Origin of the sequence: Mycolicibacterium canariasense, assembly GCF_002101555.1 — a bacterium.
Taxonomy (GTDB): Bacteria; Actinomycetota; Actinomycetes; order Mycobacteriales; family Mycobacteriaceae; genus Mycobacterium; species Mycobacterium canariasense.
In genome coordinates, this window is the sequence record NZ_LQOL01000074.1 from 52889 (window position 1) to 76318 (window position 23430).

General features: G+C 67.6%; 25 protein-coding genes. 12 read left to right on the plus strand and 13 right to left on the minus strand.

Annotated features, from left to right (window positions below; all coding sequences use genetic code 11):
* Positions 1 to 1044 carry a zinc-binding dehydrogenase gene (locus tag AWB94_RS25445; protein WP_062658317.1) on the plus strand — a complete coding sequence of 348 codons (1044 nt, stop codon included), beginning with the start codon at positions 1 to 3 and terminating at the stop codon, positions 1042 to 1044.
* On the opposite strand, the gene AWB94_RS25450 is transcribed toward AWB94_RS25445, so the two are convergent.
* Positions 1041 to 2168, minus strand: a complete 1128-nt coding sequence (locus tag AWB94_RS25450) for an NAD(P)H-dependent amine dehydrogenase family protein (protein ID WP_062658318.1) — start codon at positions 2166 to 2168, stop codon at positions 1041 to 1043. The two genes, AWB94_RS25445 and AWB94_RS25450, sit on opposite strands and share 4 nt — an antisense overlap.
* 77 nt (positions 2169 to 2245) lie before the next feature.
* On the opposite strand from AWB94_RS25450, the gene AWB94_RS25455 reads away from it, so the two are divergent.
* The 4 genes from AWB94_RS25455 (at position 2246) to AWB94_RS25470 (ending at position 6775) form a co-directional block, all read left to right on the plus strand.
* The gene (locus tag AWB94_RS25455; RefSeq protein WP_062658319.1) at positions 2246 to 3379 is read left to right on the plus strand and encodes a BTAD domain-containing putative transcriptional regulator; all 1134 of its coding nucleotides are present in this window, start codon (positions 2246 to 2248) and stop codon (positions 3377 to 3379) included.
* Between the two features lie 70 nt (positions 3380 to 3449).
* Positions 3450 to 5093 (plus strand): serine/threonine-protein kinase, encoded by a 1644-nt coding sequence (locus AWB94_RS25460; protein WP_062658320.1) that lies wholly within the window; start codon positions 3450 to 3452, stop codon positions 5091 to 5093.
* A 96-nt stretch (positions 5094 to 5189) separates the two neighbouring features.
* Complete coding sequence (locus tag AWB94_RS25465) at positions 5190 to 5531, plus strand: DUF732 domain-containing protein (protein ID WP_062658321.1); 342 nt, start codon at positions 5190 to 5192, stop codon at positions 5529 to 5531.
* Positions 5532 to 5584: 53 nt separating this feature from the next.
* Positions 5585 to 6775: a lipid-transfer protein gene (locus AWB94_RS25470; protein WP_062658359.1), complete on the plus strand. Its 1191-nt coding sequence runs from the start codon at positions 5585 to 5587 to the stop codon at positions 6773 to 6775.
* Here the strand turns inward: AWB94_RS25470 and AWB94_RS25475 are convergent.
* Both AWB94_RS25475 and AWB94_RS25480 read right to left on the minus strand, forming a co-directional pair.
* The gene (locus AWB94_RS25475) at positions 6772 to 7110 is read right to left on the minus strand and encodes a DUF8129 domain-containing protein (RefSeq protein WP_036397050.1); all 339 of its coding nucleotides are present in this window, start codon (positions 7108 to 7110) and stop codon (positions 6772 to 6774) included. The two genes, AWB94_RS25470 and AWB94_RS25475, sit on opposite strands and share 4 nt — an antisense overlap.
* 88 nt (positions 7111 to 7198) lie before the next feature.
* Complete coding sequence (locus AWB94_RS25480) at positions 7199 to 8851, minus strand: fatty acid--CoA ligase (RefSeq protein WP_062658322.1); 1653 nt, start codon at positions 8849 to 8851, stop codon at positions 7199 to 7201.
* Positions 8852 to 8954: 103 nt separating this feature from the next.
* On the opposite strand from AWB94_RS25480, the gene AWB94_RS25485 reads away from it, so the two are divergent.
* Positions 8955 to 9278, plus strand: a complete 324-nt coding sequence (locus AWB94_RS25485) for a hypothetical protein (RefSeq protein WP_062658323.1) — start codon at positions 8955 to 8957, stop codon at positions 9276 to 9278.
* A gap of 7 nt (positions 9279 to 9285) precedes the next feature.
* The gene (locus tag AWB94_RS25490) at positions 9286 to 9612 is read left to right on the plus strand and encodes a hypothetical protein (RefSeq protein WP_062658360.1); all 327 of its coding nucleotides are present in this window, start codon (positions 9286 to 9288) and stop codon (positions 9610 to 9612) included.
* On the opposite strand, the gene AWB94_RS25495 is transcribed toward AWB94_RS25490, so the two are convergent.
* From AWB94_RS25495 to AWB94_RS25510, 4 genes are all read right to left on the minus strand, one after another.
* Positions 9609 to 10592 (minus strand): MmpL3/TtfA transport complex stabilizer, encoded by a 984-nt coding sequence (locus AWB94_RS25495; RefSeq protein WP_234811880.1) that lies wholly within the window; start codon positions 10590 to 10592, stop codon positions 9609 to 9611. The two genes, AWB94_RS25490 and AWB94_RS25495, sit on opposite strands and share 4 nt — an antisense overlap.
* Positions 10593 to 11065: 473 nt before the next feature.
* A complete protein-coding gene (locus AWB94_RS25500; protein WP_234811881.1) occupies positions 11066 to 11854 on the minus strand; it encodes an amidase in 789 nt (262 codons plus the stop codon).
* 128 nt (positions 11855 to 11982) lie between these two features.
* Entirely contained in the window at positions 11983 to 12669 is a 687-nt protein-coding gene (locus AWB94_RS25505) for a response regulator (protein ID WP_062658325.1), read from the minus strand.
* Positions 12666 to 14243, minus strand: a complete 1578-nt coding sequence (locus AWB94_RS25510; RefSeq protein WP_062658326.1) for a sensor histidine kinase — start codon at positions 14241 to 14243, stop codon at positions 12666 to 12668. The genes AWB94_RS25505 and AWB94_RS25510 overlap by 4 nt, the downstream gene beginning before the upstream one ends.
* A 63-nt stretch (positions 14244 to 14306) precedes the next feature.
* Here AWB94_RS25510 and AWB94_RS25515 point away from each other — a divergent pair, with 63 nt between their 5' ends.
* The 3 genes from AWB94_RS25515 (at position 14307) to AWB94_RS25525 (ending at position 16751) form a co-directional block, all read left to right on the plus strand.
* Positions 14307 to 15674, plus strand: coding sequence for a cation:dicarboxylate symporter family transporter (locus AWB94_RS25515; RefSeq protein ID WP_062658327.1), 1368 nt, complete (start codon positions 14307 to 14309; stop codon positions 15672 to 15674).
* 87 nt (positions 15675 to 15761) lie between these two features.
* Positions 15762 to 16055 (plus strand): hypothetical protein, encoded by a 294-nt coding sequence (locus AWB94_RS25520; RefSeq protein WP_062658362.1) that lies wholly within the window; start codon positions 15762 to 15764, stop codon positions 16053 to 16055.
* A 36-nt stretch (positions 16056 to 16091) separates the two neighbouring features.
* Positions 16092 to 16751, plus strand: coding sequence for a DUF3060 domain-containing protein (locus AWB94_RS25525; RefSeq protein WP_084395344.1), 660 nt, complete (start codon positions 16092 to 16094; stop codon positions 16749 to 16751).
* Here AWB94_RS25525 and AWB94_RS25530 read toward each other — a convergent pair.
* A complete protein-coding gene (locus AWB94_RS25530; RefSeq protein WP_062658329.1) occupies positions 16748 to 17605 on the minus strand; it encodes a peptidoglycan recognition protein family protein in 858 nt (285 codons plus the stop codon). The genes AWB94_RS25525 and AWB94_RS25530 overlap by 4 nt on opposite strands.
* 152 nt (positions 17606 to 17757) lie before the next feature.
* Here AWB94_RS25530 and AWB94_RS25535 point away from each other — a divergent pair, with 152 nt between their 5' ends.
* A complete protein-coding gene (locus tag AWB94_RS25535; RefSeq protein WP_062658330.1) occupies positions 17758 to 18090 on the plus strand; it encodes a hypothetical protein in 333 nt (110 codons plus the stop codon).
* A 74-nt stretch (positions 18091 to 18164) separates the two neighbouring features.
* Here AWB94_RS25535 and AWB94_RS25540 read toward each other — a convergent pair whose 3' ends face one another.
* The 3 genes from AWB94_RS25540 to AWB94_RS25550 form a co-directional block, all read right to left on the minus strand.
* Positions 18165 to 18599: a hypothetical protein gene (locus AWB94_RS25540; RefSeq protein WP_062658331.1), complete on the minus strand. Its 435-nt coding sequence runs from the start codon at positions 18597 to 18599 to the stop codon at positions 18165 to 18167.
* 501 nt (positions 18600 to 19100) lie between these two features.
* Positions 19101 to 19529, minus strand: coding sequence for a hypothetical protein (locus AWB94_RS25545; RefSeq protein WP_131805361.1), 429 nt, complete (start codon positions 19527 to 19529; stop codon positions 19101 to 19103).
* Positions 19530 to 20012: 483 nt separating this feature from the next.
* Positions 20013 to 21470: a cellulase family glycosylhydrolase gene (locus tag AWB94_RS25550; RefSeq protein WP_234811884.1), complete on the minus strand. Its 1458-nt coding sequence runs from the start codon at positions 21468 to 21470 to the stop codon at positions 20013 to 20015.
* Positions 21471 to 21902: 432 nt separating this feature from the next.
* Between AWB94_RS25550 and AWB94_RS25555 the strand changes: the two genes are divergently transcribed.
* Entirely contained in the window at positions 21903 to 22670 is a 768-nt protein-coding gene (locus AWB94_RS25555) for a DUF427 domain-containing protein (protein ID WP_062658334.1), read from the plus strand.
* Positions 22671 to 22677: 7 nt separating this feature from the next.
* Here the strand turns inward: AWB94_RS25555 and AWB94_RS25560 are convergent, their stop codons facing one another.
* The gene (locus AWB94_RS25560) at positions 22678 to 22980 is read right to left on the minus strand and encodes a hypothetical protein (RefSeq protein ID WP_084395337.1); all 303 of its coding nucleotides are present in this window, start codon (positions 22978 to 22980) and stop codon (positions 22678 to 22680) included.
* Positions 22981 to 23007: 27 nt separating this feature from the next.
* Entirely contained in the window at positions 23008 to 23298 is a 291-nt protein-coding gene (locus tag AWB94_RS35255) for a hypothetical protein (RefSeq protein ID WP_084395345.1), read from the minus strand.
* Positions 23299 to 23430 lie beyond the last annotated feature (132 nt).

Here is a 23430-nt window from a genome sequence, read left to right on the forward strand (position 1 = left end):
ATGTCAGCGACGATGCGTGCGCAGCGATTTTATGCGGATTCGAAAACCATTGCGGTCGAGGATGTTCCGATACCCGAGCCGGGTCCCGGCGAGGTTCTGGTCAAGGTCGCGTTCTGCGGTATCTGTCATTCGGACCTGAGCCTGATCAACGGCACCTTCCCGGCCCAGGCACCCGTCGTGACCCAGGGGCACGAGGCTTCGGGCACCATCGCCAAGCTGGGGCCGGGGGTGACCGGCTGGGCCGAGGGTGATCGCGTGGTGGTGGCGGCGGGCCGGCCCTGTCTGAGCTGCGTGAACTGCTTGCGCGGTGACCTGAGCAGCTGCCTGCGCATCCGGTTGATGGCGTTCGCCTACGACGGCGCGTGGGCGCAGTACACCGTCGCGCAGGCCTTCGGGCTCACCCGGGTCCCCGACAACGTCCCGCTCGAGCAGGCCGCCATCCTCGCCGACGCCGTGTCCACTCCGTTCGGCGCCGTCGTGCGCACCGGCCAGGTGGGTATCGGCGAGTCCGTCGGGGTGTGGGGCGTGGGTGGCATCGGCACCCATATCGTGCAGTTGGCCCGGTTGGTCGGCGCGGCGCCCATCATCGCGGTGGACATCAAACCCGCGGTACTCCAACGCGCCCTGGATCTGGGCGCCGACCACGCGTTCGACGCGCGCGATGAGTCGTTGCGCGACAAGATCATCGATGTCACCGGCGGCCGCGGTGTGGATGTCGCGTTCGACGCCGTGGGTGTGGCGCAGACGTTCGACCAGGCGTTGGGCGCCCTCACCGTGGGCGGGCGGCTGGTCGGGGTCGGCATGAGCGCCGACGCCCCGACGATCGGGCCGACGTCGCTGTTCAATCTCACCAAGCGTCAGGTGCGTGGTCACCTCGGGTATCAGAACGCCGATATCGGGACCCTGGCCAATCTGGTGTCGCTGGGCCGGCTGGACCTGCACCGGTCGATCAGCGAGATCGTGCCGCTGGAGGATGTCGGCGCGGGCATCGAGAAGCTGGAGCGCGCCGACGGTGACCCGATCCGAATCCTGGTGCAGCCCTAGCTCAGATGCGGCGCGGCTCGGGCCGCGACGAACGGCAGGTCCAGGTAGGTGGCGACGCCCGGCGGCGCGGCGCATACCGCGGGCACCGAGTTGACGCAGTGCGCCGCGGTGCCCACCACACCGGGCTCGGCGGAGCCGACGATCGAACCGTGGTCGGCGGAGTCGACGATCGAACCGTGGTCGGCGGAGCCGACGATCGAACCGGGGCCCACCTCGTCACCCGGCTCGCCCTGGAATCCGCGCACCACCACGGTGAAGTCCGGATTGCCGCGCACGGCCATTTCGTAGCGCTGCCCCTCCGGGCCGAAAGTCCATGCGGGATCGAGGTTTTCCTCACCCATCAGCCAATTCACGGTGATCCGCACGACGGGTTCGCCGTCGACCTGCGCCTCCCAGTGGAACCGGCGGGCGGCGACCTGGCCTGGTGCGATGTCGCCGATCGGCGACGGGATGGGCGCGGTGGCGACCGCGACCTCCTGGGCGGTGACCACCCGCGGATCGGCCCGGAAACCGAGCTTGTCGGTGCACATCCGGACGGCCTGGATGAAACCGCCGTCGAGCATCTTCTGCATGGGCCCGCTCATCGCCTTGTCCGGGGTGTCCCCGAAACCCATCACGTGCCGCAGCACGTCGGGTGCGTGGTAGGTGCGCAGGTCGGAGAACTCCTCGGCCCGAACAAAAGTCACCCCGGTGGACAGCACCGACAACAACAGCGGGAACTTCTCGCTGAATCCGCCGGGGGCGATGCCGGTGCCGTGCAGCGTCACCCCGCCGGCCAGGGCCGCCTCGCGCAGGGGCGCAGCTTGTTTCGCGCTGGGGTACAGCCAACCGACCGGTGTCACGACGTTCTTCCCCGACCGCAGCAGCGCGGCCACCTCGTCGGGATCGGGCAGCAGCGGCGCATAGATGACGGCGTCGGCGTCCAGCGCGAGGATGTCCGCGGCGCTGTTGGTGGCGAACACCCCGAGTGGGCCGGTGCCGATGATGTCCCCGACATCCCGGCCGTTCTTGGCCGCGCTGTGCACCCACGCCCCGGCGAGCTCGAGTTCGGGATGTTCGAGGATGCCTTTGATGGCCGCAATACCCACCCCTCCGGTGGCCCACTGCACCACGCGCAACGCCATTGTCGCTCCCTTCCCAGCGCAAGAACTAGAACACGTTCTACCACCTTTCGGCGCGCTGCCCGGCACAATGACCCGTGATGACCAACGGCCTGGACTTCGGTGTGCTCGGCCCGTTGCAGGTGACCGTCGACGGCAGACCGCTACCGTTGGGGACCCCGAAGCAGCGGGCCGTACTGGCGTTGCTGGTGATGAGCCGCAATCGCCCGGTCAGCGGCGATGCGCTGGTCACCGCGGCATGGGAGCAGTTCCCGCCGCCGGAGCCGAAAGCCAGCCTGCATTCCTACATCTCCAATCTGCGCAAGCTCATCTCCGGCACCGGGGCCGACGGTCGTGCCGTGCTGGCCAGCGCGGCACCGGGATACCGGCTGGCCGTCGACGACGCGAACTGCGATATCGGCCGGTTCATCGCTGCCAAGGGCGCGGGCGTGCAGGCCGCCGCGGCCGGGCAGTTCGAACAGGCCAGCAACCACCTGTCCACGGCCCTGGCGCAGTGGCGCGGCCCGGTGCTCGACGATCTGCGCGACTTCGAGTTCGTCGACCCCTTCGCCACCGCACTGGTGGAGGACAAGGTGGTGGCACACACCGCCCACGCCGAGGCCGAAATCGCTTGTAACCGTGCGTTTACCATCATCGGCGGGCTGGAGTCACTGGTTGTCGAATACCCGTACCGCGAGCCGTTGTGGGCGCAGCTCATCACGGCCTACTACCTCAGCGATCGGCAGTCCGACGCGCTGGATGCCTACCAGCGCCTCAAGACGACGTTGGCCGACGATCTGGGTATCGACCCCAGCCCGACGGTCCGTTCGCTGCACGAGCGGATCTTGCGGCAGGAACCGCTCAACGTCCGGCAGGCGGCACGGACCACGGCCGTGCACAAGATCAACAACCTCGACCTGCGCACCGCGGTCGGGGTGCAGACGGTTGCGGCACAGATCCGCTCGCTGTCCGGGCGGGTCCACCCGCTGGTGGCGGCCGCTACCCGCATCGGCCGGCTGCCGGACAACGACATCGTGCTCGACCAGCCGAATGTGAGTCGCCACCACGCGGTCATCATCGACACCGGGACCAGTTTCGTCATCACCGACCTGCGCTCGGCCAACGGTGTGGAGGTGGGCGGGCAGCGCATCCGCGGCACCGCCACGCTCGACGACGGCGACCGGTTCCGCATCTGCGAGCACGAGTTCGTGTTCGAGATCGTCCGCCCCGGCTGAGCTTCCGCTGTGCGCGTTGCGGCCACCCATTAGGGTGTTGGGCCTGCGAACGTAGAGGAGCGAGGCAGACATGACCGGGCCGACTTCGCGCGAGGGCACCCAGTTCGGCCCCTACCGGTTGCGGCGGCTCATCGGGCGCGGTGGCATGGGTGAGGTCTACGAGGCCGAGGACACCGTCAAGGACCGCATCGTCGCGCTGAAACTGTTGCCCGAAGGCGTCTCTCACGACCCGGTGTTCCGCAAACGGCTGCAGCGCGAAGCGCATTCGGCCGGGCGTCTGCAGGAGCCGCACGTGGTGCCGATCCACGACTACGGCGAGATCGACGGCGTGCTGTACGTCGACATGCGCATGATCAACGGTCACGACCTGCGCAAGCTGCTCAAGGCGTCGGGCCCGATGCCGCCGGCGCGCGCCGTCGCCATCATCGGCCAGGTGGCCTCCGCGCTGGATGCCGCCCACGAGAGCGGCATCATGCACCGCGACGTCAAGCCGGAGAACATCCTGATCACCCGGGACGACTTCGCCTACCTGGTGGACTTCGGGATCGCCAATGCGGCCAGCGACGAGAAGCTGACCGAACTGGGCACCGCGGTGGGCACCTACGCCTACATGGCCCCGGAACGGTTCACCAGCGGTGCGGTGACCCATCGCGCCGACGTGTACGCCTTGACCTGCGTGCTGCACGAATGCCTCACCGGTGGGCAGCCGTTCCCGGGCGACAGCGTCAGCATGGTGATCACCGCCCACCTGATGAACCCGGTCCCGGCGCCCAGCACCATCCGGCCCGGGATTCCCACCGCATTCGACGCCGTGATCGCCCGCGGGATGGCCAAGAAACCCGAGGACCGGTTCGCCACCGCCGGTGAGCTGGCCGCCGCTGCGACCGAGGCGCTGAGCACGCGGGACCAGACACAGGCGGCCGACATCGTGGCGCGCGGTGAGGCCGCCACCCGGCCCGCGCCGCGGTTCGGCGCCCCTCCCGGTGCGACGCCGGCGCCCTACCCCAGCAGCCCACCGCCCGGCCGCTTCTACACACCGCCGCCGAGTGGTCCGACCTGGAACCAGCCCCCGCCCAGCGCGCCCGGCCCCCGCAAGAAGACCACCTGGGTACCCATCGCGGCCGCCGCCGGTGTGTTCGTCCTGGTGATCGCCGCGCTCGGGGTGTTCTGGCTGGTCAAACCCGACGACACCACGGCGGCACCGGCGACGAAGGCACCCACGTCGACCACGGAACGGGCCGAACCGACCGAGACCACCGAACCCGCCGGGAGCACCGAGCCCGAGAGCCCGGGCACGCTGGAGAACCGGCTGCTGGGGATGCTGCCCCGCGATTACGCGCCCGGCACCTGCCAGGTGGTGCACCCGCCGGTCACCGGAGCCCTGGCCACCGTGGACTGCGGGCCGGCCACCTCACCGGGCGGACCGGCCGCGTCGCGGTATTCGTTGTTCGCCGACCAGGGCTCGCTGTCGGGGCACTTCGACGACGCCATCAAGGGCGACTCGGAGCTGCTGCAATGCCCGGGCAGCGGTATCGACTCGCCGACGACGTGGCATTACACCGACTCCGCGCAGCGGGCCGAGGGCTCCATCGCCTGCGGCACCTACGCCGACGGACCCGACATCACCTGGACCAAGAACTCCGACCTGATGATCGGCAACATCCAGGCACCCGACCTGGAACAGCTGCACCAGTGGTGGCTGGCGTACGGCTGAGCGCTGCCAAGGCTCCACCAAGAATCCTTCAAGACCGCCGTTGGACCCTGAGGTCATCCGGAACGACCGGACCCGACCGCACCAGGAGTTCACCCCATGATCAGCACCGTCGCCCGCCCCACTTTCGTCGCCACGATGTCCGGGCTGGTGCTGGGCCTGGCCGCACTGGCCTCGGCCGGTACGGCCAACGCGATCACCTCGCAGACCGACAGCGCGTTCCTCGACGAGATCGCCAAGGAGGGCATCGCCTACGACTCGGCCACCGACGTCATCGGCAACGCGCGCCAGGTGTGTTCGGAGCTGAAAGCGGGCGCGACCGGCACCGAGATCGGCATGGACATCCTCGCCCACACCGACCTGACCACCCGGCAGGCCGCCGCCTTCGTCGTCATGTCGATCGACTACTACTGCCCGCAGTACACCGACGCGTTCGCCTGAGAAACCCGCGAAGTATGTTCGATCCCGACCGCAATGAAGCGAAAGGGATCACCATGCCGAATCGTGTTTTCGTCGTCGGTGTCGGGATGACGAAGTTCGAGAAGCCGGGCGCACGGGAGGGCTGGGACTACCCCGACATGGCCCGCGAGTCCGGCACCAAGGCGCTGGCCGACGCCGGCATCGACTACACCGAGGTGCAGCAGGGGTACGTCGGGTACTGCTCGGGTGACTCCACCTCGGGCCAGCGGGCCCTCTACGAGCTGGGCATGACGGGCATCCCGATCGTCAACGTCAACAACAACTGTTCCACCGGTTCGACCGCGCTCTACCTTGCCGCACAGTCGATTCGGGGCGGTCTGGCCGAATGCGTCATCGCACTGGGCTTCGAGAAGATGCAGCCCGGCTCCCTGGGTGGCGGGGCGCAGGATCGCGAATCCCCGCTGGGCCGACACGTCAAGGCGCTGGCCGAGATCGACGAGTTCGGTTTTCCGGTGGCGCCGTGGATGTTCGGCGCGGCCGGGCGCGAGCACATGCGCAAATACGGCAGCACCGCAGAGCATTTCGCGAAGATCGGCTACAAGAACCACAAGCATTCGGTGAACAACCCGTACGCGCAGTTCCAGGACGAGTACACCCTGGACGACATCCTGGCCGCGAAGATGATCTCCGACCCGTTGACCAAGCTGCAGTGCTCCCCCACCTCCGACGGGTCGGGTGCGGCCATCGTGGCCGGCGAGGCCTTCGTCGACGCGCACGGGTTGGCCGGTCAGGCCGTGGAGATCGTCGGGCAGGCGATGACCACCGATTTCGCCTCCACGTTCGACGGCAGCGCGGCGAACGTCATCGGCTACGACATGAATGTGCAGGCAGCCCAACAGGTTTACGATCAGGCTGGCCTCGGCCCGGCGGACTTCCAGGTGATCGAGCTGCACGACTGCTTCTCGGCCAACGAGCTGCTGCTGTACGAGGCGCTGGGCCTGTGCGGTCCGGGTGAAGCGCCCACCCTGATCGACAACGACGACACCACCTACGGCGGACGGTGGGTGGTCAACCCGTCCGGCGGCCTGATCTCCAAGGGCCACCCGCTGGGCGCGACCGGCCTGGCGCAGTGCGCCGAGCTGACCTGGCAGCTGCGCGGCACCGCGGACAAGCGCCAGGTCGACAATGTCAGCGCGGCGCTGCAGCACAATATCGGGCTCGGCGGTGCGGCGGTGGTCACCGCCTACCAGCGCGCCGAGCGTTAGGGCTTGCCGCGGCTCGGGGTCTGCTGGGCCACCCCGTGCCGCAGCGGGCTGGTGGCTTGTGCCGCCGTCGACTCCTGCACCGGCGACCCGCCGGCCGCGCCCTGCACGCGGGGGGCATTCGCCGGGTTACCCGGCGACGGTTCGGCACCGCCCTCGAGTTCGCGCTGCCGGGCTTCGAGCACCTCTAGCACGGGCACCCGGGCGGCGTGGCCGGCCTCGTGCGTGAGCACGGCGGTCAGCTCGTCGAGGTCCAGGGCACGGATCCGGTGCCGGAGGTCACCGAGGGACATCTGGTCGTAGTCGGGCAGCGGCAGTTGGGGTTCATCGGAGCTCATGGCTACTGGCGTAGCCGCCGGGCGCCGCGGCTAAACGGGGCGATTTAGGCACGTCCTGTAATGGTCAGCGTTACAGAACGTGCACAAATCACAGGATGATGACCTCGTAGACCCCTTCGGCGTGCCGGGCCCGGATGGTCTTCTTGTCGTACTTGCCGACGCTGGTGCGCGGGACCTGCTCGATGAACGTCCACCGCTCGGGCAGCCACCACCGGACCACCTTGTCCGCCAAGAACTCCCGCAGCTCGGCGGCTTCGGCCGAGGCCCCTTCGTCCAGCACGACGACGGCCAGCGGACGTTCCTGCCAGCGCTCGTCGGGCACGCCCACCACGGCCGCCTCCAGCACGGCGGGATGCGCGATCAGGTGGTTCTCCAGTTCCACCGACGAGATCCATTCCCCGCCGGATTTGATGACATCCTTGGCCCGGTCGGTCAGCGTGACGTAACCATCGGGGTCGATCACGCCGACATCGCCGGTGCGCAGCCAGCCGCTGTCGAACTTCTCGGCGTCGCGGCCCAGGTAGTAACCCCCGGTGATCCACGGCCCGCGCACCTCCAGCTCACCCACCGCCTTACCGTCGTCGGGCAGCCGGTTGCCCTCGTCATCGACGATGCGAACCTCGACCCCGCACATCGGCCGGCCCTGGGTGGCGCGCATCTGCCAGTGCCGCTCCTCGGACACCCCGGGCAGGGGCTTGGCGACGGTGGCCAGCGGCGAGGTCTCGGTCATTCCCCAGGCCTGCTGGATGTAGACGCCGTGGCGCTCCTGGAACGTCCGCATCAACGACAACGGCACCGCCGAGCCACCGCAGGCAACCAGGCGCAGCGACGAAATGTCATGGCCGGGAGTCTTTTCCAGGCAATGCATGACGTCGTTCCAGATGGTCGGGACCGCTCCGGCCACCGTCGGGCGCCGCGATTCGATCAGCTCGATGAGCGAGGCCCCGTCCAGGAACCGGTCCGGCATGGCCAGGTCGGCGCCGGCCATCAGCGCGGCGTAGGGCAGTCCCCACGCGTTGGCGTGGAACATCGGCACGATCGGCAGCACCACGTCGCCGGAGCTGACGTCCAGCGCGTTGGCGGTGCACGCCGTCAGCGCGTGCAGATAACTCGAACGATGGCTGTAGACAACACCTTTCGGATTACCGGTGGTGCCGCTGGTGTAGCACATGGCGGCCGCTGAGTTCTCGTCGAGCTCGGGCCAGTCGAACTCGGCGGGCTGGCCGGCCAGCAGTTCGTCGTAGCGCACCACCGCCGGCCCGGCCAGCGCGCTGGTGTCCCCGTCGCCGACGACGATGACGGTGTGCACGGTGGTCAGCTGCGGCAGCACCGGCGCCAGCAGGGGCAGCAGCGAGGAGTCGGCGATGATCACCCGATCCTCGGCCTCGTTGGCGATGTAGGCGATCTGCTCGGGCGCCAACCGGATGTTCAGCGTGTGCAGCACGGCGCCCATGGCGGGTACGGCCAGGTACGCGACCAGGTGCTCGGCGTTGTTCCACTGGAACGTGGCGACCCGCTGGTCACCGGTGATGCCCAGCCCACGCAGGGCGTGCGCCAGCCTGGCGGCCTGTTCGCCGACGTCACGGTAGGTGAGGCTGCGATGGCCCAGCCCCGATGTCGCCGCCGCTGCGGCTCCGCCCTGTCTCGTGGCGGTGGTGACGACGCGGTCCCCGTTGACGCCGCAGGCGTGACGCAGGATCGCGGTGATGGTCAGCGGCCAATTCTGCATGGTGGAGTACACCGCCGCGATGGTAGCGCCAGCGCGGACGTCACCTGCAACGAATCACCACGGTCCGGCGATGTAGTTCACAGCAAGTGTTCATCGATCCGACAGGGGGCGCACCATGCGTCCATCACTCGTCGCCGCGTTGTCCGCGACGGCCGTGCTCCTCACCGCCGCACCGCCGGCCCACGCCGACCAGTCGCCGCAGGAGACCATCGGCCGGCTGGAGGCCGAGGGCTACACCGTCAACGTGGACCGGGTCGGCAGCGCCCCGCTGGATCAATGCGTCGTCACCAGCGTCCGCAACCCACAGACCGTGACCCGGCTGATCAGGGTCGACAACGGCCGGAACGGCAAACACGACTACGACTACATCGAGGTGGTGGTCAGCCGGTCCATCTCGGTGTCGCTCGACTGCACCGCCAACCAGCAACATGCGCCATGATGGACAGATGCGTATGAGATGGGCACTGGCCACGGTCGGGACAGCCGCCGCAGCCGCGGCAATCATCGTCCCCGCGGGGCCCGCCTCCGCCGAGGAGACGGCACAGGAGACCATCAGTCGCCTGCAGTCCGAGGGGTACACGGTGAACATCGACCGCACCGGCACCCTGCCGCTGAGCCAGTGCGTGGTGACCAACGTCCGCAACCCGAACACCGTCAAGCAGTGGGTGCCCTATGTCGGGCCCGGCACCGACGAGCGGGTGCTGGTGCAGCAGACGATCAGTCAGTCGATCTCGGTGACATTGGACTGCAACCGGTCGATCTCGGGCGGTTAGACGCCGACCGGCTCCAGCTGCCGCGCCTCGGGGAAGGCCACCGCCTCGAACGGCGAGTACATCGGCGACGGCGGGGTGACCCGGAACGCGGTGATCCGGCCGTCCACATCGGCGACGTAGAGCCGGTCCCCCTGGCCGCTGAGGGCCAGGGCGGTGGGCCGGGAGCCGACCGTGATGGTCTCCAGCACGTCGTTGGTGACCGTGCACAGCACCGACACCTGGTCGTAGTCCACCACATAGGCGCGCGAGCCATCGGCCGAGAGCGCCATCTGGATCGGCAGCGCGCCGGCCGCCACGGTGCCGGTGACGGCGAAGGCGGCCAGGTCCACCACGACGATCGCGCCCAGCGCGGTCAGGTCCGAGGTCAGCACGTAGGCGGCGGTCTTGGTGAGCGCGAGATCGCGGATCGGCGCACCGATGGACAGCGACTTGCGCACGGTGGCGGTCTCGGTGTCGATCATCAGCAGGCGGCTGCCCGTGACGGTCGTGACGGCGGCGTACAGCTCCCGCCCGGACGCGGCGATGCGCAGCCCGTCGATGGAGGCGCCGATACCGGCGGGGATGTCGATGGTGCCCACCCGCTCGGCGGTGGTGTCGATGACGGCGATATCGACGTGGTCGTTGCCGGTGCGCGCGACGTAGGCACGCTTGCCGTCGCGGCTCACCTCGACGGCGGTGGCCGTGAAGGCCAGCGGGTAGCTGGCCAGCACGGCGTTGGCCCGGGTGTCGACGACCACGACGGTGTCGACCTCGGCGGTGCCGGTGACCACGTAGGCGCGGTCCTCGGCGAGTGCGATGGCGGTCGGCTCACCGGCCACGTCGACCACGGCCGGGGCGGCGACGGTGTCCGGGCGCACCACGGTGACCGAGCCGTCGCCGTGGTTGGCCACGACGATGGTGGTGGAGTCGGCGGCGACGTCCGCGATGGCGCCCCGCCCGATCTGCACCGACCCCGCGTAGGCGGTCCGGGATTCGTTCACGGCGGCGTCATTTGCGCGCACGGAAACACTTGCCATTTCTTCGACACCTCCGCCGGTATAACCGCACCGGCACTAGATTCAGTCGCGATGCGCCGAGGATGGCGCGTTCTGGATCGAGTTTAGCGACGCTTCCGACAAGCAAAACCAACCTTGTGCGGCCCCCGGCGTTGACGTGCCGTCAACCTCTCAGACACCGCTTAGAAAACAATTCGTTATACATTTGTGACCAAGTTTCAGCAACCCACCGTAATGCCCTGAACTGGAAATACCGCGCATTGGCAATTCCCCCGGGGCGCGGTCGCACCATCCGTCACATCACGGATTCTTAGCGTGACGCCGCAAAGTGAGCGCCAGATCACAGCGGACGGATCAGCAAACTTCGTGTCACACCAGACCACTCGGCGCGTCGCCCGAGTGGGCGAGAACGGGGTCGACCCATTCGAATTGACATTGCTGTCAAATTAGCTGCCGGCTCATGGCAGCAGGACGAATGACAGCCCTTTCTCGGCCTTGACGGTGCGCGCCGACCAGGTGCCCGGCCCCCGCCCCGGGCCGGCCATTTCGGTCAGCGTCAGATACGTGCCGTCGGAGCGCTTCGACGTCGAATCCACCCACGCGACGTGACCCGCCGGCGGAGCATCGAGCGCTCCGCCCGGGATCACCACGATCGCCCGCGGCTGCGGGTCGTCGACCACCGTCCAGCCCGCCGACCTGGCCGAACCGACCAGATCGTGCGGCGTCGCCGTGACCGCCGGGTAGAACTGCTCACCCGAGACGAAGAACCACTTCTCCAGTGCGGCCCAGGCGTCGGTGCCGTCCTTGGCCGGGTTCACCTGCGCCTTACGCCCGGTGGCCCGCGCCGACGTCTGCCGGGACGATTCGGTGGCACACGGCGGGACGACCGGGTCGTTGGAGCCGGTGTCGAGCATTGCGTCGGTGACAAAACCGCCGTTGTCCAGCCGGTTCCACACATCCGTGCGCAGCTGATACGGGCCGCCGGCGAACACGGTGCCGCGGGCATAACAGGTGATGACCACCCTCGAATGGTTGGCGACGGTGCCGATCTTCTGGCTCGTCACCGACGGCGCCGATCGGACATTCAGGTCGAAGCTGCCGGTGTTGACGGTGACCGTGCGGGCGTCGGCGGCCGATTCCGGCGCGGCACCGGCCGTCGCCATCATCTCGGTGCCGCCGGATACGCCCGAGACAACACCGAAAACCATCAGCGAGGTCAGCCCAACACGCATTCTGGTCGAACTCACGGCAATCCTTCCGGACACAATTCGCAGAATCATAATTCTCGAATTGGCCATTTGCTGCCGACCGGTGAATTCTTTGCCAAGCCGTGATTTTCAATTCGCCCTTCGGGCGTTGCGCCGAACCGCAGCGCTCAGCGCCACTGGTAGCGCGTCTTGGGCCGCCCGGCCTTGCCGTAATCGGTGCCGCGGGTGACGGTGCCGTCGTCGGCCAGCCGCTCCAGGTACCGCCACGCCGTCACCCGGGACACACCGACCTGACCGGCGACCTCGTCGGCCGTCAGGCCACCGGGGCTGTCCCGGACCACCCGCGCGATCTCGTCGGTGGTGTGCGGTGCGACGCCTTTCGGGGTGACCGTCTTGTCGGTGGCCACCCGCAGTTCCGCGAACGCGCGGTCCACCTCGGCCTGACTGGCCGCCTCGGTACCGGCGGGCAACGCGCTGCGGTAGCGCCGGTAGCGCTCCATCCGATCCCGGAACGCCGCAAAGGTGAACGGTTTGAGCAAATAGGCCAGCGCGCCGTGGGCGACCGCGGCACGGACCATTTCCAGATCCCGTTCGGAGGTGATCGCGATGATGTCCGGCGCCGGCGCCAGCCCCGACAACCCGGATGCCAGGGCGATACCGCTGGCGTCGGGCAGTCCGAGGTCGAGCAGCACCAGGTCGACGGGCGGGTGCGCCTCGGCCGCGACCCGCATCGCGTCACGAGCGGTGTGAACCACCGCGACAATCGAAAACCCTTCCACCCGCACGAGATACGTGTGGTGCGCCTCGGCGATCAGTGGATCGTCCTCGACGATCAGCACCCGGATGGCGCTCATCGGGTGGGCACCGTCACGGTGACCACCGAGCCATACGTCAGCTCGGCGGCGACGGTGCCGCCGTGCCGGTTGACCACCTGCGCCACCAGCGCCAGGCCCAAACCGTGTCCCGCGGCGTCGCTCTTGGTCGAGTACCCACGCCGCAGGGCCCGCTCGAACGTCCCCGGGTCCATGCCGGGGCCGCTGTCAGCCACCTTGATCATGAGCGCCTGGTCATCCTGGTTCACCGTGACCTCGACCCACGGCTCGTCCCGGTCACAGGCGTCGAGCGCGTTGTCGATCAGATTGCCCAGCACGGTGACGATCTCCTGGCCCGTCAGCGGGATATCCGCGGTCAGCTGGGTGTCCTCGGTGACGGTCAGCATGATGCCCCGCTCGTCGGCCTGCGCGGCCTTGCCCAGTAACAGCGCCACCAGCGCGGGTTCGCGCACCGACTGCGACAACCGGTCGACCAGCCACTGCGACAGTTCCAGTTCGTCGGTGGCGAACCGCACCGCATCCTCCGGCCGGCCCATCTCCACCATGGTGATGACGGTGTGCAGTTTGTTCGCCTGCTCGTGCGCCTGCGCGCGCAACGAATCGGTGAGCACCTTGAGGGCGCTCAGTTCACCCAGCGCACCCTGTAACTCGGTGCGGTCACGGATGGTCACCACCTCGGAGGCCGACGCCCTGCCCCGGTCACCGCGCTGGTCCGCCACCGACGCCCGGTTGACCACCAGCACCCGCTCCTCGGTGACCTGCAGTTCGTCGCGAACACCCGGATCGTGGCTGCGCAGGAACTCCGGAAGGTCGGCCCGCGTCACCGGCCCGTCCGGCAACCCCAGCAGCCGGCGCGCCTCGTCGTTGACCAGCGCCACCCCGTCACCATCCAGCACGATCAGTCCCTCCGACACCGAATGCAGGACGGCGTCATGATGGTCATACATCACCCGCAGTTCGTCCGGCCGCAGGCCGTGGGTCTGCCGCAACAACCGGCGCCGGATGGCCCATGCGCCGGTCAGCGAGATGGCCAGCGCCGCCGCGGTGACCGCCGCGATGGTGTTGATCTGCGACCGCCAGCGCTGCGCCAAGGTCTGCCGGGTGATGCCCGCCGACACCAGCCCGACGATGCGGCCGTCGGACGCCCGCACCGGGGCAACCGCCCGGATCGACGGGCCCAGCGTGCCGGTATAGACCTCGGTGAACGTCTGGCCGCGCAGCGCGGGTTCCAGGGTGCCCAGGTAATGACCGCCGATCTGGGTGGGATCGGTATGCGTGAATCGGATGCCGTCGGGCGCCATGATGGTGATGAAGGCAATTCCGGTGGCTTTGCGCACCGCCTCGGTGACCGGCTGCAAAGTCCTTGTCGCCGAACCCGATTCGATGGCCTGTGCGGTCGACGGGGAGTCAGCCAGCGCGGTGGCTATGCCGATGACCTGCTGGCGCGCCGCGTCGTCGCCATCCCGGCGCGCGTCCAGCAGCGCCAGGCCGGTGCCGGCCAGCACCACCAACACGACCACCACGATCTGCAACCCGATCGCCTGACCTGCCAGCGACCACCGCGACGTGGCCGGCCACCACCTGCGCACCGGCACCCCCCAACTGAACGAAATGAACTAAAACGTGACCGGGATCACGCACTCGCCGACCATCCTTACATGACCTCCACCACGGACACGCCCGCCAAGCGGCGGGACCGCACACACTGGCTCTATATCGCCGTCATCGCCGCCGTCGTCATCGGCGTCGCCGTCGGCCTGCTGGCCCCGTCGATCGGCAAGGACGTCGGCGTCCTGGGCACCATGTTCGTCAGCCTGATCAAGATGATGATCGCACCGGTCATCTTCTGCACCATCGTGCTGGGCATCGGCTCGGTCCGCAAAGCCGCCACGGTCGGCCGTGTCGGCGGGCTGGCCTTCGTCTACTTCCTGATCATGTCGACCATCGCCCTGGGCATCGGCCTGGTGGTGGGCAACCTGCTCAAGCCGGGCTCGGGAATGCACCTGTCGGAGAAGGCGGCCGGCCAGGGCGCCGCGCTCGCCGAGAAGGCGCATGAGGCCGGCGGCCTGATGGACTTCATCACCCACATCATCCCGAACACCCTGCTGTCCTCGCTGACCGAGGGAAATGTGTTGCAGGCGTTGTTCGTTGCCCTGCTCGTCGGGTTCGCGCTGCAAGCGATGGGCACTGCCGGTGAGCCCATCCTGCGCGGTGTGGAGCACCTGCAGAAGCTGGTGTTCAAGGTGCTCACCATGATCCTGTGGCTGGCGCCCATCGGTGCTTTCGGTGCCATCGCCAACGTGGTGGCCCAGACCGGTTGGAGCGCGGTCACCCAACTGCTGGCCCTGATGCTGGGCTTCTACCTCACCTGCATCGTGTTCGTGTTCGGCGTGCTGGGCGTGCTGATGCGCGCGGTATCGGGGGTGTCGATCTTCAAACTGGTGCGCTACCTGGCCCGGGAATACCTGCTGATCTTCTCCACCTCGTCGTCGGAATCCGCGCTGCCGCGGTTGATCGCCAAGATGGAGCACCTGGGCGTGGACCGCAGCACCGTCGGTGTCGTGGTTCCCACCGGATACTCGTTCAACCTGGACGGCACGGCGATCTACCTGACCATGGCCTCGCTGTTCATCGCCGACGCGATGGGTCACCCGCTATCGCTGGGCGAGCAGCTGTCGCTGTTGGTGTTCATGATCGTCGCCTCCAAGGGCGCCGCGGGGGTCAGCGGCGCCGGGATGGCCACACTGGCCGGCGGCCTGCAGAGCCACCGGCCCGATCTGCTCGACGGCGTCGGCCTGATCGTCGGCATCGACCGCTTCATGTCCGAGGCGCGCGCCGTCACCAACTTCTCCGGTAACGCCGTCGCCACCGTCTTGGTCGGGTCGTGGACCAAGACCATCGATCGGGCCAGGGTCGACGCCGTGCTGCGCGGTGACGTCCCGTTCGACGAGCTGACCATGGTCGACAACGACCACGGCGGACGCACCGAAGAACCGGCATCGGCGCGCGTCCCGGTGCCGGCGTAGGGTGCGCACGAAAGGCCCGGCCGGAGTGATCCGGCCGGGTTTTTCGTTGTGGGTGAACCATTTCCGGCCGGCAGCCGTGTCATGGGTATGCGTACCGTGTTGATCGCCCTGTTCGCCGTACCGGCGGCGGCGCTGTTGACCGCCGCCCCTGCTCGGGCCGAATCGGCGGTGGTCACCATCGGGACCCTGGAAGCGCAGGGTTTCCACGTCAACGTCGACCGGGTCGGGAGTGCTCCGCTGGACCAGTGCGTCGTCACCAGCGTCCGCAATCCGCAATCCGAGACCAGGCTCGTGCAGGTGGACCGGCACGGCGACCGCGACATCTTCGTCCCTCTCGTGGTGCGGCGGACCATCACGGTGTCGCTGGACTGCTCCAGGTAGCCCCTTGTCCCGGTGCCGATGTGGGACCATCTGCACATGAACCCCGAGGATGATCCCGAGGCCCGGATCCGGGCGCTGGAGCAGCCGCTCAGCGACATGGCCAGGGCGTCCGAACTGGGGGCCGAGCACCGCGCGGGCGTGGGTTACCCGCCGCCGGTACAGCAGTGGCCCTACGCGGCCAATCCGTATCCGGTCGGATACCCGCCTGCGCCGCCTTCCCGTTCGGGTCTACGCCCGTGGATGCTGATCGTCCCGATCGCGGTGGCGTTGATCGCGGCGGCCGGCGGCGCGGCCTGGGTGATGTATCAGAACACTGCGTCGATCCCGGGCATCTCCGGTGGCGGCGGCATTCTCACCGACATCCCGCCGAGTCCGGGACCCGCCGTGCCCGCGGCGCCGTCCGTCGTACCGCCGCAGGATCTGCCGCAACCCGGCAGCACCGTGAGCGTCTCGGGCATCGGCGTCGTCAGGACCATCGCCTGCAATCAGAATGTGATGGTGGTCAGTGGGGCCAACAACCGGATCACCATCACCGGGCACTGCGCCAGCCTGACGGTGTCGGGTTTCGAGAACAACGTCACCGTGGACACCGCCGACACCATCACCGCCGCCGGGTTCGACAACCACATCGCGTTCCACTCGGGCGCCCCGGGCATCACCAAGTCCGGCGAGGGCAACGTGGTCGAGCAGGGTTAGACGTCCGGTATCACCTTGAGCCGCAAGGCCGCCGCGGTCGCCGGCCCCACGATGCCGTCGACGACCAGGCCGGGCGTGCGGCGCTGGAACTCCCGCACCGCGGCCTCGGTTTCCGGACCGAAGATACCGTCGATCGCCAGATCGCCGGCGTACGACGCGTAGGCGTATTTGAGCCGTCGCTGCAATTCGGCGACCTGCGGACCCGCAGACCCCGCGAACAACAGGATTCCGGTGTACTCGCCCACCGGCACCGGTGGGCGACGTTGGGGAGCCAGGTCCGTCAGCGCGCCGATGCGGGCGCCGACATCACGGCGCAGCACCGCCATATCGATGGCACCGGGGTCCCACTTGCCCTGGGCGTAGCCCGCATACTCCTTGTGCCCGATGGTCCTGGCCGAGGTCTGGCCCAGCCTGCGATTGATGGCCGCGCAGCAGTCGACGAGTGCGAAATACTGTGCGTCCGGCCAGTTCCTGCGATGCGGTGCCAGCGGGCCGGTACCGGTGTTGGCACATTCGATACCGATCAGATGCCAGTTGCCCATGTTGGCGGGCACCCACGGATACATCCCGACGCCGGCATGCCACGCCACACCGAGCGCGACCACCGTCACCGTGCCGTCCCTGGCGATGTGCAGCTGCGACAGCGGCCCGGCCAGGTCCGGTCGGCCGGTGGCGATCGACGCCGCGGTGGCGGTATCCGAACCGGTGTGATGCACCATCACCCCGCGGATGTCCTGGAAGTCACCGTGTCCACGGTCCCGCCAGCCCGGGTACTCGACCACGTCGAGTCCCTCGGCCCGCAGTACATCGGCCAGCCAGACCGGATCACCCGTCCAGGGGCGCCTCGACGGCACAGCGCTCGCCTCCCCTCCACGACGTCTACCGGTGATCTCCACCCGATCTCCACCCGACCTCCAAGCGGCACCATGCCCCGCGGCGACAGGATGGGTAGCAGTCAACCTACCCGGCACGGAGCAATACGCCCACTCGCACAAGGAGTCTCACCATGAAGAGCACTATCACCAAGCGCATCGCCGCCACCACGGCCGCGATCGCTGCACCGCTCGGGAGCGCGTTGATCCTCGGCGCGTGGACGGCGCCGGCGGCCTCCGCTGCCGGTGAGTCCGCGGTGACCACCATCGGCCTGTTGGAGGCGCAGGGCTTCGACGTGAAGATCGACCGGGTGGGCTCAGCACCGCTGGATCAATGTGTGGTGACCGGCGTGCGAAATCCGCGCGAACGCACCGAGATCGTCCGCGTCGGCGGACGCGACGACCGCGATTTCATCCCGGTCGTCGTCCGGCGCACCGTGTCGGTGTCGCTGGACTGCTCCCGCTGAGCCTCGGGCACGGGCCCGAGACGCCACATGGGCGGCACCCGCGGGTGCCGCCCATGTGGGATATCGGTTCTCGGTCAGCCTTTTCCGCTGAGGAACTTCCCGATGTTCTTCACCAGGTTGCCGCCGAACTGGCCGGCGTTCTTGGAAAGGTTGCCGCCGGTCTTACCGATATTGGTGGACAGGTTCGTGGTGAACTTCCCGCTGTTGACGAGCAGGTCGGTGCCGGTCTTACCCAGCTGCTGCTGCGCGTTGGACCCGACCGTTCCGGCGTTCACCAACAGATTGGTGCCGAACACGCCCAGGTTGTGCGACAGATTGGACCCGAACTCCCCGATCGTCTGATTCGGGCTCACCTTGTTACCCGTGCTGTTGACGACATTCTGTTGTGAGTCGGCCGATGCCGTGCCCGCACCAGCCACACTGCCGCCGATTGCGAGGGCCGCAGCCGTACCGGTCACCGCGATGACCCGCACCCACTTCCGGCTTTCCGACCCCACCTTGTTATTCATGATTGCTCTCCCTCCAGCAAATCCCAACCGAGCCCGCTTAAGCTAGCACGTGGTCTGTGATGCAAACCACGATTAAGGTAGCCACGCAGCGGAAGATTGAAACCTCGGGAGGGCCGGGAAAATTTGCTTTCCCGCGGCGCCGAAATTGGCAATCACTTGAGCGCCGCGCGTTTGACCAGGTGTTCCGCGCCAGGATACTCCTCGCGGAAACGCAGCAAGTTTTTACGCACCCGACAATTTCACCTCTACCAGCCGTTATGCGGTACCGACGGTACGGCAGCGTCATCCCCCGCCCTCAGCACGCCCGCGTCACACGATCACGGCACACGCGTTAGCTGAATCCTGGCAAAGCAAGGCACGCCCCAGCGCCGGACCGGCGCGGTCCGCGGCCGGAGAAAAATTTGGCGACACGACACGCCAGCAAAGCACCGAAAACGACCTACCGGCCCGCTCGCGGTGCGAGCGGGCCGGTAGGCGCCCATCCAAGAAGTTCGGCGCGGATCAGCCGCCGAGGGCGGATCCGATCGCTTTGGTCGCGTTACTGGCCGCCGTCCCCAGCTGCTGCTGAGCGTTACTGGCCGCCGTGCCCAGCTGCTGCTGGGCGCTGCTGGCCGACGTGCCGCCGTTGATCAGCAGGTTGGTCCCGACGGTGCCGAGGTTGATCTGCCCGTTGGAGCCCGCGGTGCCGCCGTTGACGAGCAGGTTCGTCCCCACGGTCCCGCCGTTGACGAGCACATTGGTGCCGAACTGACCGAGCCGCTGCGACAGTGGGGTCGTCTTGTTGCCGACCTGGGTCAGCACGTTTTGCTGAGAATCAGCAGTCGCGGTGCCCGCCGTAGCGGTGGCGATGCCCATCGCGACGGCGAGGCCGCCACCGGCAACCGCCACCGTCGCGACCATCTTGCGTCCCAAGCCCTGACGTCGTTCCATGTTTCGTCTCCCTTCCAGCAAACTACTTTGTTGGCAATTGGAAGTTACCACAGCCGTTGGTGAACGATCCAGACCCGTGACCATCTTGCGATGAACCCGCATCGACGTGAGTCGCTACACGTTAGCCTGCGACATGTCGCCAGCTGGGCAGACGCGCCGAGTTTCACGATCAGACATGTCGCTCAAATGGATAATCAATGCAGCTCACATCGGTAGTTTCGGCCGGCCCACAACGTCCGGCGACTCCGCGGAGCATGGGCATCCAACATCACGGATCAACGTTGCTCGCCGAACAGGCCCCCGGCGCCGACCCGGTCGACACCACCCGAGAGAGGTATATCGCCGAAGCGTTGCTGGTCGTTACACATAGCTAATTATTATCCACCAGCGAACACCTCAGCCGGGAGCGAACGGTACAACGGAGGCGCCTACCGCAGCCCACGCGGAGGCACCACGGGGCATGAATGCCCACGGATCGGGGCTTCAGCGTTGCTGGGTGAGATGGACCTTGGTCCCGACGAACGGCGTCCACGTGATCGAGCCGCGTTCGAATGTCACCTTGGTGCTGGTGCCCGACCATCGCTCGTCGGAGGTCGCCAAGCCCAACTCGGGAACCCATGCCTTGACGAATTCCCTACTGCCCCAATGCGCCCCGGTGGCCGGCGAGTACCAGATCCGGATGGGGGTGCTGCCGGTGAAATCCTGGTAGCCGTTCGCGAATGCCGAGGTGGGCGTCACGCGGCGGGCCCGCGCCACGTCACCGACCGGCCCGGGTGACGCGACGAACTGACCGGGGGTCAGCTCCCACAACATGCCGGCCGTACGCAGTTGCGCCCAGACCTTGGAGGTCGCCGCGAAAACCGGGCTGAGCACCTCGCCGAGCGTCGGATCCGTATTGGCCGCGAACCGCTGGTAGACGGCACCGGGCTGAGGCGGGGCCGCCACCACCTGAGCTGACTGCTTGGCCGTCCAGTTGGACCGGTACACCCCGAAGCGGTCATCGTCGAGCCAGCTCCAGCTGTTGAGATCGCGGGTGGTGTAGAGCATCAGCGGGCCGCCGTACGGCAGTTGCCGCCAGCTGCCGATCATGTCGGACATCAGCGCCGCCTGCGTCGCCTCGGACACCCGATTGGTGGGCGCACCGAATTCGGTGACCCAGATGGTCTTTGCGCCTTCGTTGTTGGCGAGCATGGTCTGCCGCAACCGCACCAGCTGATCGAGCGGGGAATCGCTTTGGTACATCCCGTCGGAGAACTTCATGTTGTAGCTGTAGGGGTGATACGACAGTGCGTCGAAATAGGGTGCGGCGCCGGCGGCGTACATCTTCGACAGGAACGTCACCGGATTGATCGTGAAGGCGCCCCATGTCTTTCCCGAACCGAGCACCCCGCCCAGCACCGTCACCGACGGATCCACCGCCTTGATCCTGGGGTACGCCGCTTTCAGAAGGTCGGTGTAGCCGGCCGGATCCGGAAAGGGCCGATATCCGGTGATGCCGTTGGGCTCGTTCCAGATCTCGTACGCCGCGATCTTTCCCTTGTACCGCTGGGCCACCTGCGCGGTGAACACCCCGTAGGCGTCGGGCGACGCCGGCCGGCCATGCGGCGGAAGGGCTCCGGCCGCCGCCGCCCACAGCGGGCTCGACGTGATGGCACAGATGATCGATATGTTCGCGGCTGCGGCGGCGGCCACCACGCGATCGGCGCGGGTCCAGTCGAAGGTCCCCTTCCTGGCCTCCACGCCGGCCCAGGGAATGCCGATGCGAACGGTGTGAATATTGTTGGCGACCCATCGCTGCACCGTTTGCGCAATCTGGTCGTCGTTGTAGAAAAAGACCTGCGAGTCCGCGAACCCCAATGTGGACGCCGAAACGGCCAATGGGGCGACTCGGTCGGATGCGACCGGGCGGTGCCGTTGCGACGGAGGTACCAGCGCCAGCATCGCCACCGTCAAGACCGCAACGGAGATCGATGCCGTGGCCCGAGAATATTTACGGGCAGGGTAGATGATTCTCCGACGCACGCATACCCAATCTCTCTGACCCCCTGCCGGCCCAAACGACATTCTCACGTACAGACCATTGCCAGCCCGCAACCCTATTCGGCGTGTCGAATAATCAGCGGTTACTGCGGAATGCGCAGCAATTGACGCTGCGGGCAAAGTTTGATTCGGCGCACGCTCGCGCCACGGCAGAACAGCCGCAGTGATGTGTCATTTGCGCATATTCGAGCACCGGTGGCTAACTGGTCCGGGCCAACGCGAACCTCCCGTAAGAAAGGACGCACCGAAGTTAGTCGAAGCGACCGGTTCTTTCATCGGAATCCCCGCTAATTGCCCACCGCGTCCATTGACGCCCGGTGCGAGAATCGCACCATGGCTGCCGACTCGACCGACTACCCGCGCAACGCCGCCGACCGTGGCCGCGTCGAACCGGTCCCGCGCCGGGTCCGCGGCTACTGCAACGGTGCACTCGTCTTCGACACCACCGCGGCCCGATACGTCTGGGAATTGCCCTACTACCCGCAGTACTACGTCCCGCTGGCCGACGTCCGCACCGACCATCTGGTGGACGAGGACCATTCGCAACGCAGCCAGTTCGGGCCGTTCCGGCTGCACTCCGTGGTGGCCGGCGATACCACCGTCGCGGCGGCGGCACGCGTCTTCGACGCCGACGCTCTGCTACCCGGATACGTGCGCTTCGAGTGGACCAGCCTGCAATGGTTCGAAGAGGACGAGCACATCGTCGGGCACCCGCGCAATCCGTACAGCCGGGTCGATGCCCTGCGCTCGCACCGCCACATCGTCGTCGCGTTGGACGGCGCCGTGCTCGCCGAATCGAACAGCCCGGTGCTGTTGTTCGAAACGGGCCTGCCGACAAGGTATTACGTCGACCGCACCGATGTGCGTTTCGAGCATCTGGTGCCCAGCGAGACCCAGACGCTGTGCCCGTACAAGGGCACCACGACCGGTTACTGGTCGGTGCGCACCGCCGACGCGGTCCACCCGGACCTGGCCTGGGTATACGACTACCCGCTGCCGGCGGTGGCGGCCATCGCCGGTCTGGTCGCGTTCTACAACGAGAAGGTCGATATCACCGTCGACGGGGTGCGGTTACCGCGGCCGGCAACGCATTTCAGCTGACCGGCGATCAGGAGATGCCGTTGATGCCCGGGTGTTGACCCCCCGGCACGGTCGGTGCGGGCGGGGCCAGCACCGACGGCGTGAACAGGTTGCCGCCGGTCGGGTTGACCGACTTCTCGGTGGGCGCCACCGTCTCCGACGGGCTCGCCGGCGCACTCGTGGTGGTAGTGGTCGTGGTGGTGGTCGTCGTGCTGGTGCTGGGGCTTTCCTTGCCGCTGCTACCGCACGCCGCGGTCAGACCACCGATGGCGACGATGGCCAGCGCACCCGCGGCGGCACCGGCCCGGCGCCGGAGAATCTGTGAATCCACGCTGCTGTCCCTTTCTGCGCTGATTGGCTACGAACCGTGCCGATGCACGCCCGGCGGTTCGGTCGGCGCGGGCGGTGCCAGCACGCTCGGCGTGAACAGGTTGCCGCCATTCGGGTCGATCGATTTCTCGGTCGGCGCGACCGTCGCCGACGAGGTCGCCGGCGTGGTGGTGGACGTGGTGGTCGTGGTCGTCGTCGTGGTGCTCGAGGGCGCCTCCTTGCCGTTCGATCCACATGCCGCGGTCAGGCCGCCCAACGCGATCAGCGCCGCGCATCCGGCCGTCAGACCGATACGCCGAACAACTACCCGTGAAGCCATCACATCTGTCCTATCCGAGGGGTCGCACACCCGGTGCGACAACGAGCCGCCTACCATCGTGACATACACCAGCCGACTGCGTTCGGCCGCCACCTTTACCGAAAGTCTCCTGTGGGACAACTGAATACGTGC

Coding starts and splice junctions, on each gene's coding strand:
- AWB94_RS25550 (WP_234811884.1), bottom strand. CDS start 21,470: ATGCTGGCGCTGGTACCTCCGTCGCAACGGCACCGCCCGGTCGCATCC.
- AWB94_RS25515 (WP_062658327.1), top strand. CDS start 14,307: ATGACCTCCACCACGGACACGCCCGCCAAGCGGCGGGACCGCACACAC.
- AWB94_RS25465 (WP_062658321.1), top strand. CDS start 5,190: ATGATCAGCACCGTCGCCCGCCCCACTTTCGTCGCCACGATGTCCGGG.
- AWB94_RS25525 (WP_084395344.1), top strand. CDS start 16,092: ATGAACCCCGAGGATGATCCCGAGGCCCGGATCCGGGCGCTGGAGCAG.
- AWB94_RS25485 (WP_062658323.1), top strand. CDS start 8,955: ATGCGTCCATCACTCGTCGCCGCGTTGTCCGCGACGGCCGTGCTCCTC.
- AWB94_RS25490 (WP_062658360.1), top strand. CDS start 9,286: ATGCGTATGAGATGGGCACTGGCCACGGTCGGGACAGCCGCCGCAGCC.
- AWB94_RS25555 (WP_062658334.1), top strand. CDS start 21,903: ATGGCTGCCGACTCGACCGACTACCCGCGCAACGCCGCCGACCGTGGC.
- AWB94_RS25505 (WP_062658325.1), bottom strand. CDS start 12,669: ATGAGCGCCATCCGGGTGCTGATCGTCGAGGACGATCCACTGATCGCC.
- AWB94_RS25460 (WP_062658320.1), top strand. CDS start 3,450: ATGACCGGGCCGACTTCGCGCGAGGGCACCCAGTTCGGCCCCTACCGG.
- AWB94_RS25540 (WP_062658331.1), bottom strand. CDS start 18,599: ATGAATAACAAGGTGGGGTCGGAAAGCCGGAAGTGGGTGCGGGTCATC.
- AWB94_RS25520 (WP_062658362.1), top strand. CDS start 15,762: ATGCGTACCGTGTTGATCGCCCTGTTCGCCGTACCGGCGGCGGCGCTG.
- AWB94_RS25470 (WP_062658359.1), top strand. CDS start 5,585: ATGCCGAATCGTGTTTTCGTCGTCGGTGTCGGGATGACGAAGTTCGAG.
- AWB94_RS25445 (WP_062658317.1), top strand. CDS start 1: ATGTCAGCGACGATGCGTGCGCAGCGATTTTATGCGGATTCGAAAACC.
- AWB94_RS25455 (WP_062658319.1), top strand. CDS start 2,246: ATGACCAACGGCCTGGACTTCGGTGTGCTCGGCCCGTTGCAGGTGACC.
- AWB94_RS25545 (WP_131805361.1), bottom strand. CDS start 19,529: ATGGAACGACGTCAGGGCTTGGGACGCAAGATGGTCGCGACGGTGGCG.
- AWB94_RS25475 (WP_036397050.1), bottom strand. CDS start 7,110: ATGAGCTCCGATGAACCCCAACTGCCGCTGCCCGACTACGACCAGATG.
- AWB94_RS25450 (WP_062658318.1), bottom strand. CDS start 2,168: ATGGCGTTGCGCGTGGTGCAGTGGGCCACCGGAGGGGTGGGTATTGCG.
- AWB94_RS25535 (WP_062658330.1), top strand. CDS start 17,758: ATGAAGAGCACTATCACCAAGCGCATCGCCGCCACCACGGCCGCGATC.
- AWB94_RS35255 (WP_084395345.1), bottom strand. CDS start 23,298: ATGGCTTCACGGGTAGTTGTTCGGCGTATCGGTCTGACGGCCGGATGC.